This window comes from Psychrobacter sp. NG254 (genome assembly GCF_015277735.1).
Taxonomy (GTDB): domain Bacteria; phylum Pseudomonadota; class Gammaproteobacteria; order Pseudomonadales; family Moraxellaceae; genus Psychrobacter.
The window spans coordinates 67010-83226 of the sequence record NZ_JADHDA010000009.1; the positions used below are offsets into that span (position 1 = coordinate 67010).

General features: G+C 44.8%; 11 protein-coding genes. 3 read left to right on the forward strand and 8 right to left on the reverse strand.

The window, feature by feature from the left end:
• Window positions 1-67: 67 nt before the first annotated feature.
• From IP510_RS13490 to IP510_RS13515, 6 genes are all read right to left on the reverse strand, one after another.
• Entirely contained in the window at window positions 68-1099 is a 1032-nt protein-coding gene (locus IP510_RS13490; protein WP_194365340.1) for a porin, read from the reverse strand.
• Between the two features lie 427 nt (window positions 1100-1526).
• Entirely contained in the window at window positions 1527-2003 is a 477-nt protein-coding gene (locus IP510_RS13495; protein WP_194365341.1) for an acyl-CoA thioesterase, read from the reverse strand.
• A 108-nt stretch (window positions 2004-2111) separates the two neighbouring features.
• A complete protein-coding gene (locus tag IP510_RS13500) occupies window positions 2112-3785 on the reverse strand; it encodes a fatty acid--CoA ligase (protein WP_194365342.1) in 1674 nt (557 codons plus the stop codon).
• A gap of 65 nt (window positions 3786-3850) precedes the next feature.
• Entirely contained in the window at window positions 3851-5053 is a 1203-nt protein-coding gene (locus IP510_RS13505) for a 3-oxoadipyl-CoA thiolase (protein WP_194365343.1), read from the reverse strand.
• Window positions 5054-5134: 81 nt separating this feature from the next.
• Window positions 5135-6742, reverse strand: coding sequence for a 3-hydroxyacyl-CoA dehydrogenase (locus IP510_RS13510; RefSeq protein WP_194365344.1), 1608 nt, complete (start codon window positions 6740-6742; stop codon window positions 5135-5137).
• Window positions 6743-6829: 87 nt separating this feature from the next.
• Window positions 6830-7606 carry an enoyl-CoA hydratase gene (locus IP510_RS13515; RefSeq protein WP_194365345.1) on the reverse strand — a complete coding sequence of 259 codons (777 nt, stop codon included), beginning with the start codon at window positions 7604-7606 and terminating at the stop codon, window positions 6830-6832.
• A gap of 442 nt (window positions 7607-8048) precedes the next feature.
• Between IP510_RS13515 and IP510_RS13520 the strand changes: the two genes are divergently transcribed.
• The 3 genes from IP510_RS13520 (at window position 8049) to IP510_RS13530 (ending at window position 11699) form a co-directional block, all read left to right on the forward strand.
• Window positions 8049-9203, forward strand: a complete 1155-nt coding sequence (locus tag IP510_RS13520; RefSeq protein WP_194365346.1) for an acyl-CoA dehydrogenase family protein — start codon at window positions 8049-8051, stop codon at window positions 9201-9203.
• Between the two features lie 109 nt (window positions 9204-9312).
• The gene (locus tag IP510_RS13525; RefSeq protein WP_194365347.1) at window positions 9313-10578 is read left to right on the forward strand and encodes an MFS transporter; all 1266 of its coding nucleotides are present in this window, start codon (window positions 9313-9315) and stop codon (window positions 10576-10578) included.
• Window positions 10579-10853: 275 nt separating this feature from the next.
• Window positions 10854-11699 (forward strand): IclR family transcriptional regulator, encoded by an 846-nt coding sequence (locus tag IP510_RS13530; RefSeq protein WP_194365348.1) that lies wholly within the window; start codon window positions 10854-10856, stop codon window positions 11697-11699.
• Between the two features lie 200 nt (window positions 11700-11899).
• On the opposite strand, the gene IP510_RS13535 is transcribed toward IP510_RS13530, so the two are convergent.
• Together IP510_RS13535 and IP510_RS13540 are read right to left on the reverse strand one after the other, a co-directional pair.
• Window positions 11900-12547 carry a glutathione S-transferase gene (locus IP510_RS13535; RefSeq protein WP_194365349.1) on the reverse strand — a complete coding sequence of 216 codons (648 nt, stop codon included), beginning with the start codon at window positions 12545-12547 and terminating at the stop codon, window positions 11900-11902.
• Between the two features lie 271 nt (window positions 12548-12818).
• Window positions 12819-16217 (reverse strand): Ig-like domain-containing protein (locus IP510_RS13540; protein WP_265087605.1); only part of this gene is annotated, 3399 nt, incomplete at its 5' end.

A 16217-nucleotide genomic window follows, 5' to 3' on the forward strand; every position in this document is an offset into this window, starting at 1 on the left:
AACGGCTGGTGAATATTTTGATATTCACCAGCCGTTTTCTTATTTTATGGCAGAAATTCAATATGCTCTAAAAAGTATATTTGGCCATGACTTCGATTTGTTGACCTGCTGGCATCCATGGGAGTGTGGTTTTATTTTGTTCTCGCCATTCAATACCAACATCTAGATCTGGTAGATACTCATAGATAAGGTTCGCGCTTTTTACAGTGGCAGAAGTGTCTGCCGCATCGTCTACATTTACCTCACCATAACGCAAGTTACCTCGCAGCTTCTGGGTAAATTGATGCTTATATCCTACGCTATAACCAGTTTGCGATATCAGCTTTCCATCTTCCGCATCGCAATCTACCCCGCCCGTCCTGCCCAAAGGCCCACCCACACATATCGCTGAATAAGCACCCATCCCTTCACCGCTGTATACGTTTGCATGTAAGGAATCATCGCCTACCTTGAGCTTGCCCGCCAACGAGACACCCACACCCATATCTGAGTCCTCTCCGTTTTTGACGTCACGAGCAGTGATCGCTACATTGTAGTCAAAGTTAGACAGACTGTCTTTATAACTCACGACCAGATCAGGCAGGTTAGCGTTATCATAGGCAGGCTCCTGGGCGCTGAATCGAAATCCTTTATGAGTATAATGCAAGGTCAAATCTGGCCGAATATAAGAGCCGCCGCCGGATATCGTCCCCACACCCGTACCCCAAAAATCTATTTGCTCCGTTAATAGCGGCGCGACTGCTAAGAACTGCCCATTCCAAGTCTTACCGACCGTCAAATCATCCAGCTGAATATAAGCATGACGTAAGCGCAGGTTTGAGCCGCCTGTGGCATAGTCACCATAAAAATCGCCTTCAATAAACCCAGTCAGCTTTTTATCTTCAACAGTTTTGGTAGTTTTAACATTGATACGAGACTGAAGCAGATTGCCTTTGAACTCCGACTCACCATCGTCTGGACTGTTAAACAGCCCTTCTGCCTTGATATAACCACCTATACTCAACTTAGTATCGCCCTTGGTCACAATCTCTATCGCTTGCGCGGAGGCAGCACTTGCCAAAATCGCCACACCTAACGACAGTCTTTTTATATAAAGCATTATCCATACACTCCGTGTTTTGTTTTGATATCCGTATCAATCACAATGGCTATATTTTTATAAATCTCAGTACCTTTTTGCTCCCTATTAGTAAGCTTCTCTCCTAGGGCGTGTCCTCATTTTAAAAATGGTGATAAAAATGAGATAAATCGCAGTCAAATAAGGAAAATAGCGCAGATAATATCGAGATATTAGTCAGCTATTTGACGCCATTTGGCAAGATTTAGCCATTTTTAACCCATTTAGGTAACTATCGATTGAATTGAGGACACGCCCTAATAATTACTTTAAAAAATTGTCTTTTAAACAAACGGTCCTTTAAGCATTCGACCCTCTGTTTTTTGCTCGTACTTACTCCGTGGTCTTTGTCCTATAAAGGCCACCTCTTTGATACTCTAAAATTGATTAACTGAATGCTTGAGTGTTATCAGTCTTGGCTAATATTCTCTAGCGCGGCAATGGCCGATTTTTGCAACTCACCGATAGGCTTTTTCTGTCCACTCAGTTTATCCAGATAGACCAAAACTGACTCACCGATGGCAACGATTTGCTTTTGTACAGTGCTATAGTAGGTATACTCATGAACTAAGCTTGAGTTACCGATCTTTTTGACTTTCACCCCAATCCACAGCTGGTCAGGATACGTTACTGACTTGAGATATTGGCATGATGAGGCTGCCATCACCGAAGAAGTCTGTTCATTGAATAAGTTCAATTTTCGGTTGTAATAGATACGAGCATTTTGGGCATACTCATAATAGACAACGTTATTGACATGACCAAAGGTATCCATGTCACCCCACTCAACTTGCTGAGAGTAAACCACTGCAAAGTCATGTAATGGATGGCTCTCATCTGTGCTGAGCGCTTCTTTTATTTCTGGGAATATAGCGACCGCTTCCATAGTGTTCTCTTTTATTGATAATCCATTGGTTATAGCAAAAGCAACTAGCTTCGACAGCAATCAGCGGCAATAGTAATTGTTACACTGACTCAAATCACTATGTCCTGATTAAAGTGATTGCTCTGCATACATCAAACGCATTCTTTTTTTGTCGAGTTTGCCAACGCTGGTCTTTGGCATATCTGACAAAAACCTAATCTCACTTGGTACGCCATACTTTGGCAGATGGCCTCTCTCTACTGCTTGATGACCCAACGCCAAGATATCTTCCATTTTTGTGTCGATATAGTCTGGTTTTAGCACAATCAATGCCAAAGGACGCTCGCCCCATTGCTCATCTGGCACACCAATCACGGCAATATCAGCGACACTCGGGTGAAAGGACAAAATCGTTTCTACTTCGAGCGACGAGACCCATTCGCCGCCAGACTTGATAACATCTTTGAGCCTGTCTGTGATGCTTAGCGTACCATCAGCAGTCATGCAAGCGATGTCTTGGGTGTGCATCCAGCCACCTTTCCACAGCGTATTACCTGCCTCTGGGTTTTTAAAATAGCTCTGTGTTAGCCACGGCGCTCGTATCACAAGCTCACCCGTTGATTTGCCATCCATTGGTTGTGGCTTGCCGTTTTCATCCCAGATTTCCATCGACACCAACATAATGGGCGAACCTGACAGACAACGATAATTGAGATTATCCTCCAGCGCCATAGATGCTGTTTTGTCATCGAATACCGCGCGGGACAGCACAGGGCAGGACTCTGACATTCCAAACCCTGACATAAACTCTATGCCACATTCTATAGCTGCTTTGGCCAAGCCTTCGTTTAGCTTTGAGCCACCTAGAAGAAGTTTAAGACCATCAAATTTGCGTCCGCGTTCGTCCATTTCTTTGAGTAGCATTTGTAATATTGCAGGGACACCATGCGACAGTGTGACCTTGTGCTCCTCAATCAAATCAACCAATTTTGGCGCGAGATATCGTCCCGGATAGACCTGCTTGAGACCTATCATGGTTGCACCATATGGCCAGCACCATGCATGAACATGAAATAGTGGCGTCATTGGCATATAGACATCGTTATAGCGCGCGCCTTGACCTTCTGCGTTGAGTGCAGATGCCAAAGTGCTTGCCATCGTCTGTAGTACGATCTGTCGATGGGTAAAGAAAACCCCTTTCGGGTCGCCTGTCGTACCACTGGTATAGAATGTCGTAGCAATAGTGTTTTCATCAAAATCTGGAAAGTCAAACTCGTCACTAGCGGCTGCCAACAGTGACTCATATTCGCCATCGACATAGTCTGGCAGCTCGGCTTTATCACCTTCTGCATCATCAGCCCACATCACATGCTCAATAGAAGGCGCATCATCACGGTAGTCTTTGACCATTGGCGCAAATTCGGCATTTAATATCAGTGCTTTTGGCGCAGCATGGTTGACGGTATAAAGCACTTTATCTTCAGATAGGCGCACATTGACCGTTTGCAAAATCATGCCAGACATCGGCACTGCAAAGTACGCCTCAAGGTAACGATGACTGTCCCAATCCATCACAGCCACTACATCACCTGCTTGTAGACCCATGTTTTTTAGCACATTGGCTAGGCGATTGATGCGCTTAAAAAACTCAGCGTAGGTATAAGTGACTTTATCGGCATAACTGATGGTTTGGTTGGTAGAGGCAATCTTGGCACGGTTGAGTAGCTGCTTGATGATCAAAGGAAAGTCATAAGCGCCTTCTGCCTGTTGATAGTTTTCGTGTTGGTTGAGTATGGTCGTCATGTTGTCGTCCTTGATAATAAATCGTCCTTGGTAGTCAGTGATGTGGCGAGGAATACTAATAAGAATCAGACTCGCTCTATCACCATGGCAAGCCCTTGCCCAATGCCAATACATAGACTGACCACAGCATATTTACCGCCGGTACGTTGTAGTTCGCGCGCCGTGCTCAAGGCAATTCTGGCACCTGATGCGCCAAGCGGATGCCCGACAGCGATGGCACCACCATTGGGATTGACACGCTTATCATCAAACTCGATATTCAGTCCTTTTAAACAGCCGAGCACTTGTGAGGCAAACGCTTCATTAATCTCAATGACGGACATATCATCTAGGGTTAAATCAGCCCTTTTTAGCGCCAGTTTAATGGCTTCGACAGGTCCCATACCCATGATATTTGGCTCAACACCCATCGCACCCGATGATAAGATCTTGGCAATTGGCTTAAACCCTAGCTTTTCTTCTGCTTGTTTTGAGCCGATGATTAACGCTGCTGCACCATCGTTAATGCCAGATGCATTGCCTGCCGTGACCACACCGTCTTTATTTAAGGGCTTGAGGTTTTTCAATGCGTCAACCGTTGAGCTGGCACGAGGATGCTCGTCCTCTGTGACGGTTTTATCTGGTTGTTTTTTACCTTGTGGGACAATGATAGGTGTTATTTCATCGTCAAAAAACCCTGCTTGTTTGGCTGCTTGGTACTTCGCTTGCGATGCTGCGGCAAACTGATCCGCCTCTTCACGAGTGATACCGTATTTGTGCGCGACATTATCACCAGTTTGCGGCATGCTATCACTACCAAACTGCTCTGCAATGAGCGGATTGGGGAATCGACTACCGATGGTCGTATCAAACACTTTGAAATCACGGCTAAAAGGCTGTGCAGTCTTGGCAAAGACAAATGGTGCGCGCGTCATTGATTCGACACCGCCTGCTAGTATGATGTCTCCTTCGTTACAGGTAATACTGCGAGCAGCATCGACCACAGTCGATAGCCCTGATGCACATAGACGGTTGATAGTTTGACCAGGCGTTGTAACGTCTAACCCTGCCAGCAACGCCGCATTACGGGCGATGTTGCGAGAATCTTCGCCTGCTTGGTTTGCGCTGCCTAGCAGTACTTCATCAAAAATATCGATTGGCAACTGGTGTTTGTCGACTAATGCCTTGATCACCGTGGCGATTAAATCATCAGGACGTACGGTGGCAAGTGCCCCAACGTATCGACCGAATGGGCTTCTTAATCCATCATAAATATAGGCGTTTAACATAACGATTCCTTGTATTTAAATTTATTACTTTTTAAATTGTTTTTGAAGTCTGTATGACAGTCTGCTCAAATGACTCAAGTATTAAAGCGAGCAATTGGTTTGCTGCGTAAGAAGTGAGATATCAAGTGTCGCACGGCGCTGTAGCCATGGGCTTGGGCGATAACGCGGGTCACCTGTCAACTTATAAATGCGTGTCAGAATAAGCAGAATACGCTTAGCGCTTAACTTATCGCCCCAAGAGATGGGGCCAGATGGGTAACCTAACCCAAGCTTGACAGCATTATCAATATCTTCAGGCGTCGCAATGCCTTGCATGGCAATATCACAGCCCAAATTGATCACCATAGCAACCACACGCTGCGCCACAAACCCTGTGCTTTCACCAATCAATGTGGCCATCGTGCCTGTCTGCTTTTCTACTTCGTTTTTAGTAGCGTGATTTTCAGTCGCCTGATGCTCTGAAGCTTTAGCAAACAACGCATAAGCCTGCGCCACAAATTTAGCCTGCGTCACCATGCTTGGCATTAAGGTACGGTGTTTTGATAAATCAGTTAACATATCGATGGCTACGGTTTGAGCGGGGTCAACCTGATACCGGATAGCCGCATTCGTCGTGTCCTCGCCATAAGTCGCTAACAATACTAAACTGTCCGCTGCGGGCTGCTCATTGTTATCGATAGTGACGCCATGTGCATTTAGATAATCGACCAGCTGGGTTTTGTCATCCGCCATATCTGCACCTACCCACACTGAGGTGATGGCAGTTTCAGATACTGATTTGACATGTGGTGGCACGGTATTGGTGATAGATTTTTGGCCGTCTTGTTTTTTATTTTCTGTATAGTGATAAAAGCCTTCACCAACTTTACGACCCAGTTTTTTGCCAGTAAGCATTTGATGGGTCAATGGATGCGGACGATAGCGCGGTTCTTGATAGTACTGGTGATAAATAGACTCCATGACTGGATGTGACACATCAATTCCTGTGAGATCCATTAGCTCAAATGGCCCCATACGAAAACCTGCCCCGTCACGCAAGATACGGTCAATCTCCTCAAAATTGGCAACCCCTTCACCCACTATTTTTAATGACTCTGTCCCATACGCGCGTCCTGCATGATTGACGATAAAGCCCGGTGTGTCTTTTGCCACCACACCCAAGTGCCCCATGCGTATAGCCAAATCGTTAAGTACTTGTGTGGTTGCAGAGTGAGTTGAGATACCAGGGATCACCTCTACAATTTTCATCAACGGCACTGGGTTAAAAAAGTGAAACCCTGCGATTCGCTCTGGGTAATTACAGTCAGCAGCGATTGCCGTCACTGATAAAGAAGAAGTATTCGTTGCCAAAATTGTCTCGGTAGTGACGATCTTCTCTAACTGTTTAAACAGCTGCTTTTTAATGGCCAAATCTTCAATGATGGCTTCGATGACCACATCTGCTTGTTTAATTTCGGACAGTTCAGAGACGACGACCAGATTTTGTAGCGTACTAGCAAGCTGCGTATCGGTAAACTTGCCTTTGGCGGTTAGCTTTTCAAGCATGACTTGTAAAGATTGACGGCCTTGCTCAGCAGCGCCTGCTTTTGCATCAAATAAAAGCACGGTAATACCTGCTTGCGCGGCGATTTGGGCAATACCCATACCCATAATCCCGGTGCCAATAATGGCGATTGTGTTCACGGTCATAATGATTCTCTATTCTGTATTAAGGAAGTATTGATTGGTTAGATAGTGATTGATTAGATAGAGCATGATCAAACACATGCCAATCATTTAGCAGCCTTTATAGACAGGGCTACGTTTTTCCAAAAAGGCGCGAGCACCCTCTTTTTGGTCATCGGTATCAAACAACATCTGAAATGCCTTACGCTCCAACGCCAATGCACCCTGCAAAGGCATATCCGCACCCAGCATTGATACCTCTTTGATTTGTGCCAATGCAATGGGAGAGTAAGCTGCCAATTGCGCGGCAATCTCGATAGCGCGCGTGATAGTCACCGTGTCCTCAACCACTTCAGACACTAGGCCCATTTGATCGGCCTCATCAGCACTGATCATGTCGCCAGTCAGCACCATCTTCATGGCCTTGTGCTTACCAATCGCGCGAAACAGTCGCTGTGTGCCCCCGGCTCCTGGCATCAATCCTATTTTGATCTCTGGTTGTCCAAACTTGGCTGATTTACCCGCGATAATGATGTCTGCATGCATAGCCAGCTCACAGCCACCGCCCAGCGCATAACCATTGACTGCGGCGATAATAGGTTTTTGGCAGTTGCTGATAGCGTCCCAATAACGCTCACTATGGCGCAGATACATATCGGCTGTTTTGGCAGTCAAGAACGCATTGATATCGGCACCAGCAGCAAATACCTTATCACCGCCTGTCAGCACAATGGCTCTAGTGTCTGGGTCATCATTAAGTTGAATGAATAGGTCTGCCAGCTGCTGGCGTAGCTCAGCATTCAAAGCGTTACGAACGTTAGGCCGATTGAGTGTGATAACACTGACGCCAGCTCCTTGTTGCTCACAAATAACGAGTTGCTCTTCCATGATCACTCCCTTAGACATCTCTTTTCGATAAGTATGGAAATCTTTTGAAAACATTTTATGTATGTGAATTTATGAATTAAATACCGCATAGCGATATCAAAAACCAATATATACTGTTTATTTTCATTTGTGAAGTATAAAAAACCCTTAAATTAAAATTATTATCGATAATAAAAGCCTATTAACTTATAAAAATACCGCAATGCGGTTTTTTAAACCAAAAGTATTGTAATTTTACAATTCATCGATTATGCTGTTTCTCCAAGGGCATTTGCTTTCTTTAAAAAGTTATTTTAAACGGCTCCTTTAGACAGTTGCTTTGAACGACTACTTCAAACAGTCGAATTTGGAACAGCCAAATATAAAACAGTCCTATTTGCAAGTTATAAGCGTCATAACGCTACGATCCATATTGGATATTCATCAAACAAGGAAGATTCACATGATTAGAGATAAAGAGACCCTCGACCACATCACTCAGACCATCCGTCAGTTTGTAAACGATCAGCTAGTGCCTATGGAGCACTGGGTAGCAGAGAACGATCGCCTACCAGAAGATATCATTCAGCAGATGCGTGACTTGGGGCTATTTGGATTAACCATTCCTGAAGCCTATGGTGGGCTTGGTGTGACCATGGAAGAAGAAGTCACATTGGCATTTGAGTTGGGGCGTACCTCTCCCGCTTTTCGTTCCTTAATCGGTACCAATAACGGTATTGGCTCATCAGGTCTGGTCATTGATGGCACCGAGGCACAAAAACAAAAATACCTCCCAAGGCTTGCCAGTGGTGAAATTATTGGCTCGTTTTGTTTGACAGAACCTGAATCTGGCTCAGATGCGGCCTCTCTAAGAACCACAGCGATCAAAGACGGTGACACTTATATTATCAATGGCACCAAACGCTATATTACCAATGCACCGCAAGCAGGAATTTTTACTGTCATGGCGCGCACCGACCCACAAAACAAACGTTCTGGTGGTATTTCAGCGTTTATCGTGGAGAGCGACACCCCAGGTATCACCTTGGGTAAAATCGATAAAAAAATGGGGCAAAAAGGCGCGCATACCTGTGATGTCATCTTTGATAATTGTGTCGTACCTGCAGATGCATTGATTGGCGGCGTCGAAGGGGTGGGCTTTAAAACCGCGATGAAAGTCCTTGATAAAGGTCGATTACATATTGCGGCAGCAAGTACAGGGGCTGCCACTCGCATGCTGGATGATGCTCTAAAGTATGCCGTCGAGCGTAAGCAGTTCGGTCAACCGATTGCCAGTTTTCAGCTCATTCAAGGCATGCTTGCAGACTCAAAAGCGGAAATCTATGCCGCCAAATCGATGGTACTCGATGCCTCACGTCTGCGTGATGAAGGCAAAGATGTGGTCACAGAATCCTCATGCGCCAAAATGTTTGCCACTGAGATGTGTGGCCGTGTGGCTGACAGAGCCGTGCAAATTCATGGCGGTGCCGGTTATATCGCAGACTACGGTATTGAGCGTTTCTACCGTGATGTCCGCTTATATCGTTTGTATGAAGGCACGACCCAAATCCAGCAAGTCATTATCGCCCGCAATATGATTAAAGAAGTCAGCGAGTAAACATCTCTTAACCGTCAACGTGTATCACGGTATTTGCTAGGATGCAGATGCCGTCTCTCCCCTCTTATTAGATTAATTTCTCATATTCACAACGATAAGGATATACATTGTGAAAAGTGTCACTATAACGTCAAACCCAGAGGCCATCTTGGTACGCAATCAACCTTGGAAATTGGCCTTCGTGTGCTGTTTTCTGGTTCTATTGTGTGATGGGGCTGACATCGGTATTCTTGCCTTTACGCTGTCAAGTCTCAAGTTAGAGTTTGGTTTGACCAACGTACAAGCGGGTGCCTTGGGTAGCTGGTCATTATTTGGTATGGCCATTGGTGGATTTTTTGGTGGCTGGGCCTGTGATCGATTTGGTCGCGTACGGGTGATTGTGATTGCGACGGCTATGTTTTCGGTGTTGTCTGGATTTAGTGGGTTTGTACAGAGTTATGAGCAGTTTATAGCCCTTCGAGTGGTCGCTTGTTTGGGTCTTGGCAGTTTGTACATTGCCACCAACACGCTGATGTCTGAGATGGTGCCGACCCAGCACCGAACCACCGTACTGGCTGCACTGATGACTGGGTTTACGCTAGGGTCTTTAGTTATCACCAGCATTTCGGCTTGGATTATTCCCAGTTATGGCTGGCGCACTCTTTATCTGTTGACATTTTTACCCCTCATTCTAGCCGCCTCAATGTATTTTTTGGTGCCCGAACCCCAGTCTTGGAAAGAATCACGTGCGCTTAAACTCAGCGGCGCAAAAGATCCGAATCAAAAAGCAGAAAATGCTTATAAAGCCATCTTTGAAAACCCAAAGCATCGCATCATGTTTATCTTATGGTCGATGAGCTCAGGGCTTTTATTGTTTGGGTATTTTGGTGTGAGTAACTGGCTGCCGTCTTATTTAGAGACTGAACTGGGTATTAAGTTTAAAGAGATGGCGCTATATATGGCGGGTACTTACCTGACCATGATGTTCGCTAAGGTCGTGGCGGGGCTTGTCGCTGATAGAATTGGACGCAAAATAGTATTTGCCTTTGGTACGATGGGTACAGCACTATTCATTCCCATCTTGGTATATATGCACACGCCAGAAAACATCGGTTGGTTGATGATTACCTTCGGTTTCTTATATGGCATCCCTTATGCCATCAACGCCACCTACTTAACCGAAAGCTTCCCGACTGCCATTAGAGGCACTGCGATTGGCGGTGCCTTCAATATTGGACGACTGGGCTCTGTGATTGCGCCTGTCGCCATTGGCTACATGGCCATGCACAATTCTATCGGTGCAGGCTTGCTACTTATGGCAGGTGCTTATTTCTTATGCGGTCTGATTCCAACGCTGTTTATCAAAGAAAAACAGTATGATCCGCAAGAGGCTTAGCCTTGTCCTGCTTGATATTCATCATATAAGAGATATCGAGTTATATTCAATGCTGAACACATCATGGCAATACTGAAAGTTTAGAGGTAAATTGATATAATAAGGCAAAAGTAATAAGCGCCTAACAGTGCGTGATGGCACACTGCTACCGTCTTATAGAGCATTCTTGATGGCAGCATTGAGTCGCGATAATTAGCAACCATACTGAGTAGAAAAACTCAGCAACGACACTTTATGATACTCGTACCAACTTAATTGGGGATAATAGACGACCTATGACTAATGATACCCTGACTGACGAAGACGCTAGCAGTGAGATGCATATCGAACTGTTAGAGCCAATTGCAGAGATGAAAGACAAAAACGACAGACAATTTGTCACTGCATTGGCTCGCGGGCTTGAGCTGCTTCGTTGTTTTACACCGCAGCGGCCCTATTTGGGCAACCAAGACTTGAGTCAGCTGACAGGTCTGCCTAAAGGCACGATTACGCGTCTGACCTATACGTTGGTGAAGTTGGGCTATCTAAAACAATCAACCAATAGCAGTAAGTATCAGTTGTCTACTGGTGTGCTGGGTTTTGGCTATACCATGATGACCAATATCTCGATAAACAATCTCGCAACGCCCTATATGGAAGAATTGGCAGATTATGCCAATAGTGCGGTTGCAATGGCGACTCGTGATCGGCTGATGATGGTCTATCTGAATGTCGTACAGGGCGCTGGCACCACCACCATGCAGCGCAATATCGGCTCCTATTTACCAATTCATCTAAGCTCGATGGGCAGAGCCTGTTTGGCAAGCATGCCCCCTGCTGAGCAAGAATTTATCCTCAATGCCATTCGTACCAAATACAAAGATGACTGGATAAAGATTAGACGGGGATTGGATAAAGCGTTCCAAGACTATGAGGATTATGGCTACTGTTTTTCGATAAGTGAGTGGCAAAAGGACGTCAATGCGGTTGCCATTGCTCTGATGCACCCTACCGAAGGCTTGCTCACCTTTAACTGCGGTGCGCCCAGCTTTGTGCTTAGCCGTACCAAACTTGAAGAAGACATTGCCCCGCGCCTATTGCATATGAAAAATATGCTAGAGAGCAAGCTGTATATCAGCTAGCAGGTAATATCAATTATAGCGGTCGCCTATTGTTTATGGTCAATTCCACATAAATCAGATACATCGTCAGATTCGCTCAGCCTGCTATTTATAGTATTTTCACTTGCCTTGCTTGTCTCTACATTGTATTAAACCGACTATAGAAGCTTATCAGCATAGAGGCATCTCTGCTCTCAAATGCTGATAGAGTAACCAGCATATTAAGAAGGAAAAATCACCACCTCATTGCCTTCCTGCCATGGTTGGAACTTAGTCATCACTTGCACAAACGAGGGATGCTCTAGCCAGTTTTGTAGCCATAGCTGCAGCTTTGGATAAGGCAAATCATAAAAAACATCACGATCCACGTGTGCAAATTGGCGAACAAATGGCATGATACCAATATCAGCAATGGTGATACTATTCCCTAATAGATATGTATTCTGCGTCAATAACGTTTCTAACTCCTGCAAAAACACTTCGCCTCGCTGTCGATACTCTGTCTGAGTCATGTCTAAATGACGATCAGCGTACTTATAGCGATCGAGCCACTGTTTAAACTCATTGTCATTCTTTTTTATCAAAGCGTTGGCCTGATGCAAAACATCGGCATCAAGTAGTGTGTGCGGATCGTTGTGCTCAAGTGCCCACATCATAATATCGAAACTCTCTTCAATCACTGTGCCATCTGAGGTTTGTAGGACCGGCACTGTCCCTTTCGGGCTAATCACTAGCATCTGCTCTGGTTTGTTCTTTAATGTAATCTCTCTCAGCGCCACTGGCATCTTGGCAAACACGAGTCCCAGACGAGCGCGCATGGCATAGGGACAGCGGCGAAAAGAATATAAGCAATGAGGTACAGAGGACATCATCATGCTCCATAGTTGGTTGGAATCAACAACGTTCGTTTTGCTAATTTCATATTTGATGGGTTTATATATGTTGGTTTATTTTATAGTAAAGGTAGAACGATTTGTGAATACGCATGATTACGCTCCTTCATTCTGAGCCCTTGGGACTTTCAGCTGCGTCAGTATGACCGAGACCATCCCAGATTCTGTGTAACTGCCATACCCCTTCCTACCTATATCAAAAAGCGCCCCCTTTTGGGAGCGCTTTTTTACTGTCTATTCCATAATATTAGATAATATTGTCATCTATAACAGTTTGAATGTATAGACTCGCCGTATTACCGCTGTCTTGATACAGATCATAACCGGCCTGATCAGAAGTAGCTGACTTGGTCATACCAGATATGTTGACGGTATCGAGGCTATCACCTTTAATGAACAGCTGATTACTACTATCCGTCATACTAATAACATCACTCAGCCCTAAGTTAAGCGTTTGCGCAGTGTCATTAACCATATTGATCGTTTCAAAATTAGTAACGTTACTCAAATCGATACTAGACACGGCAGTCGTATCAGTAATCGCTAGGGTATCATTATCTCGACTACCATCTGAGTTTTCGCCACCATCGATTCGAGCATCATTTCTATCAAATATGATAATGTCACTACCATCGCCGCCTAACAAAGTATCTGCGCCGCTCAAGCCGATTAACGTATCATCGCCTTTGCCGCCACTCAATGTCTCAACTTGGTTCGTACCTACTAAGTAATCATTATCATCAGTAGTGCGTGATGGAATATCATTTATTGAGTCTGGGCTTTGCGGTGTTGCGTATTCATTGTAATTGAGAGTAACAGTTGAGTTTGCTGTATCACCGTCAGAATCTGTAAATTCAAATTTAAATACATCAACATCATCTACACCAGCTCTTACGATATCAGCAATGTTGTCTACTGTCTTGAACTTATAACTGCCATCAGCATAGCCAATAAACGACCCATAATCGGTCTGGAACTCATAATTCGTGGAATCGCCATCTGTATCAACTATCGTTATGGTTGCATCACTGTCTGTCGTGGAAACACCCGACCAAACAATACCTGCGCTGGTTGAGGTGAGATAATCAATAGCATCCCCACCAACGGATACCTTTCCTTCGATAACGACGTTGTTATCTAGTACAGGCACTGCGTTTAAAGGAGTCAGCTTACCTATCACATCATAGGTATTCTCTCCACCTTCTACACTGTTGACCACAAAGGTAGTGTCTTCATCCAAAGTTGAATCGTACTCAGTTAAAGAAAAGCCAGTATCAACGATGTTATCACCATTGCTGTCATATTTATCAATAATACCGTCACTATCGGTATCTTCAGCGCGTCTACCATTTGTACTAAAGACAACATAGTCGAGATTACCAGCAGCATCTAGAACAGCGTCATTGATGTTATCGCCGTCAAAGTCAATACCATCTGATCTACCATTTTTATCAGCATCAATGTAAGCAACACCAGTGTTACCAATAACGGTATATCTATAGCCTGAATCTAAATTTAGTACGAGTTGTGCATCTCCTTCATCACCTAAAATATTATTATTATTTAAATCATAATAATTTATACTATTTGAGTTTCGATTGGCGAACCCATTAATTGCTTTACCAACAACCGAATACATTGACTGATCAACTAGCCCGTCACCATTATTATCGAAGCCATCATTATCCTGATACACTTTCAAAAACGCTTTGTTTTTATCAGAATCAATAGTAAAGTCAGGATCTTTATTGACTAATGTTATGTCAAGGCGATACTGCTGACCTGCAATGTCTATGATTCGAGATGCATTAGGTATAACAATAAAGTCACTTTGGACAAATTCATCACTATAAGTTGCAGAGTCTAGTCCATAAGAAGCAGCCGTTAAGTTGTTAGGTGTTTCATTATGCTGCATCTCGTACTCAACAGCGACTGTCTGAGGGTTACCATTGACAGTAACGTTGAAATTAATATCTAGCTCGGTCTCCAGTAACGTACCACCATCTCCAAACACACCAAAGTTAATATGAGAGAAATCACCTAAGTCAATATCGTTCCCAAACTTAATCTGTTGACCCGTCGTACCTTGGTAGATAGTATTTTCGTAAGTGGTATATCCTGCAGGAGATGTCGTTGCATCAGCCGGTCTACCCCAATAAATGGCTTCGTCTAGCGTATCTACGTAAGGGAGGCCATCTGCTGCTGTATAGGTGGCATCTAATTCAGCGGATAATATACCAACCGTACCACCATAGTTACGCAATGGAATGGTATCGCCACTACTTCCAGCTGCGGTATTAAGACTGCCAGCAATTAAATACGAAGGATCTGCAACTGTGACAGCACGTGACGGATCGGTAAACAATGAATTAGTAAAGCCTGTTTGTAAGTTAGTAACGGTAATGGTTTCTTGTTGAACATCGATGTTCCAAACCAACGCCTGAGGTACAGGAGAGTCATCTTCGATAATGGCCAGCAACTCATCAGACTTAACTAATGACTCAGTAGCAGTGGCATTTTCAAACACCTCAATACCAAAGTCGACCGACAGTATACCCTCAACATTATCACCTGCCGTATGATCCACTGGCGCACTCAATGTGACATCGTAGCCAAACTGATAACCATCAGTGATTGTTTCTTTACTGCCATTAAAACCTATAGTCAGTACGGTTTGAGTTTGGGTAATGTTATTGCTGTCTGTATATTCATACTCACCAACGATATTACCTGTAGCCGAATCAATCCGGAAAACAACATCATTACCCTGACTGGTAATACCGTTATCAGTAGCTGGCAATACAAACTTCACTATTGCATTGTCAAGATTCGTATCCGTATCAGTTACTCGAACCCAGTTACCTTCTGTATCCGTTGCTGAATCAGTAGTATCAAATGAATCTGGATTATCGTCTAGGTTTCCTCCAACCAACCCTTCTTCAGAAACTCGGCCTGGTGGCGTCACTTCAATTCTAGTCGGCTGTTCGTAGTCAATGGTGACGGTGGCGGCATTTGATACCAAACCATTGATGTCTTTTACGGTGTAGCTGATTGGTGTTGGGTTACCTACAAATCCGTTTTCTGGATCAAACGTAATGGCACCTGTGTTCTCATTGATGCTCCATGTGCCTTCGCCTGATACCACAACCGATTTGCCGTCAGCGGCAATGGTGCCGCCTGCTGGTGACACGGTGATGAGGACGCTGGTTGGGTCGATGTCATTTTCAGGGTCGGTGTCGTTACTTAATACCTCAAGAGTCACATTAGAACCAAACACTTGGTCTAACTTTTCGTCATTCACGGCCACTGGCGCGGTTTGTGGATAATCGATGGTGACGGTGGCGGCATTTGATACCAAACCATTGATGTCTTTTACGGTGTAGCTGATCGGGGTTGGGTCTGCGGTAAAACCGGCTTCTGGGGCAAAGCTGATGTTGCCAGTCGCTGGATTGACCGTCCACGTGCCTTCGCCATCGACCACGACCGATTTGCCGTCAGCGGCAATGGTGCTGCCGACTGGCGCTTGGGTGATGAGGACGCTGGTTGGGTCGATGTCATTTTCAGGGTCGGTGTCGTTACCCACTACGGCAACGTCAACCGTGGCGCCGGAAGCACCTGATTTTGCATCATTCACGGCCACTGGCGC

Coding starts and splice junctions, on each gene's coding strand:
- IP510_RS13490 (WP_194365340.1), bottom strand. CDS start 1,099: ATGCTTTATATAAAAAGACTGTCGTTAGGTGTGGCGATTTTGGCAAGT.
- IP510_RS13495 (WP_194365341.1), bottom strand. CDS start 2,003: ATGGAAGCGGTCGCTATATTCCCAGAAATAAAAGAAGCGCTCAGCACA.
- IP510_RS13500 (WP_194365342.1), bottom strand. CDS start 3,785: ATGACGACCATACTCAACCAACACGAAAACTATCAACAGGCAGAAGGC.
- IP510_RS13505 (WP_194365343.1), bottom strand. CDS start 5,053: ATGTTAAACGCCTATATTTATGATGGATTAAGAAGCCCATTCGGTCGA.
- IP510_RS13510 (WP_194365344.1), bottom strand. CDS start 6,742: ATGACCGTGAACACAATCGCCATTATTGGCACCGGGATTATGGGTATG.
- IP510_RS13515 (WP_194365345.1), bottom strand. CDS start 7,606: ATGGAAGAGCAACTCGTTATTTGTGAGCAACAAGGAGCTGGCGTCAGT.
- IP510_RS13520 (WP_194365346.1), top strand. CDS start 8,049: ATGATTAGAGATAAAGAGACCCTCGACCACATCACTCAGACCATCCGT.
- IP510_RS13530 (WP_194365348.1), top strand. CDS start 10,854: ATGACTAATGATACCCTGACTGACGAAGACGCTAGCAGTGAGATGCAT.
- IP510_RS13535 (WP_194365349.1), bottom strand. CDS start 12,547: ATGTCCTCTGTACCTCATTGCTTATATTCTTTTCGCCGCTGTCCCTAT.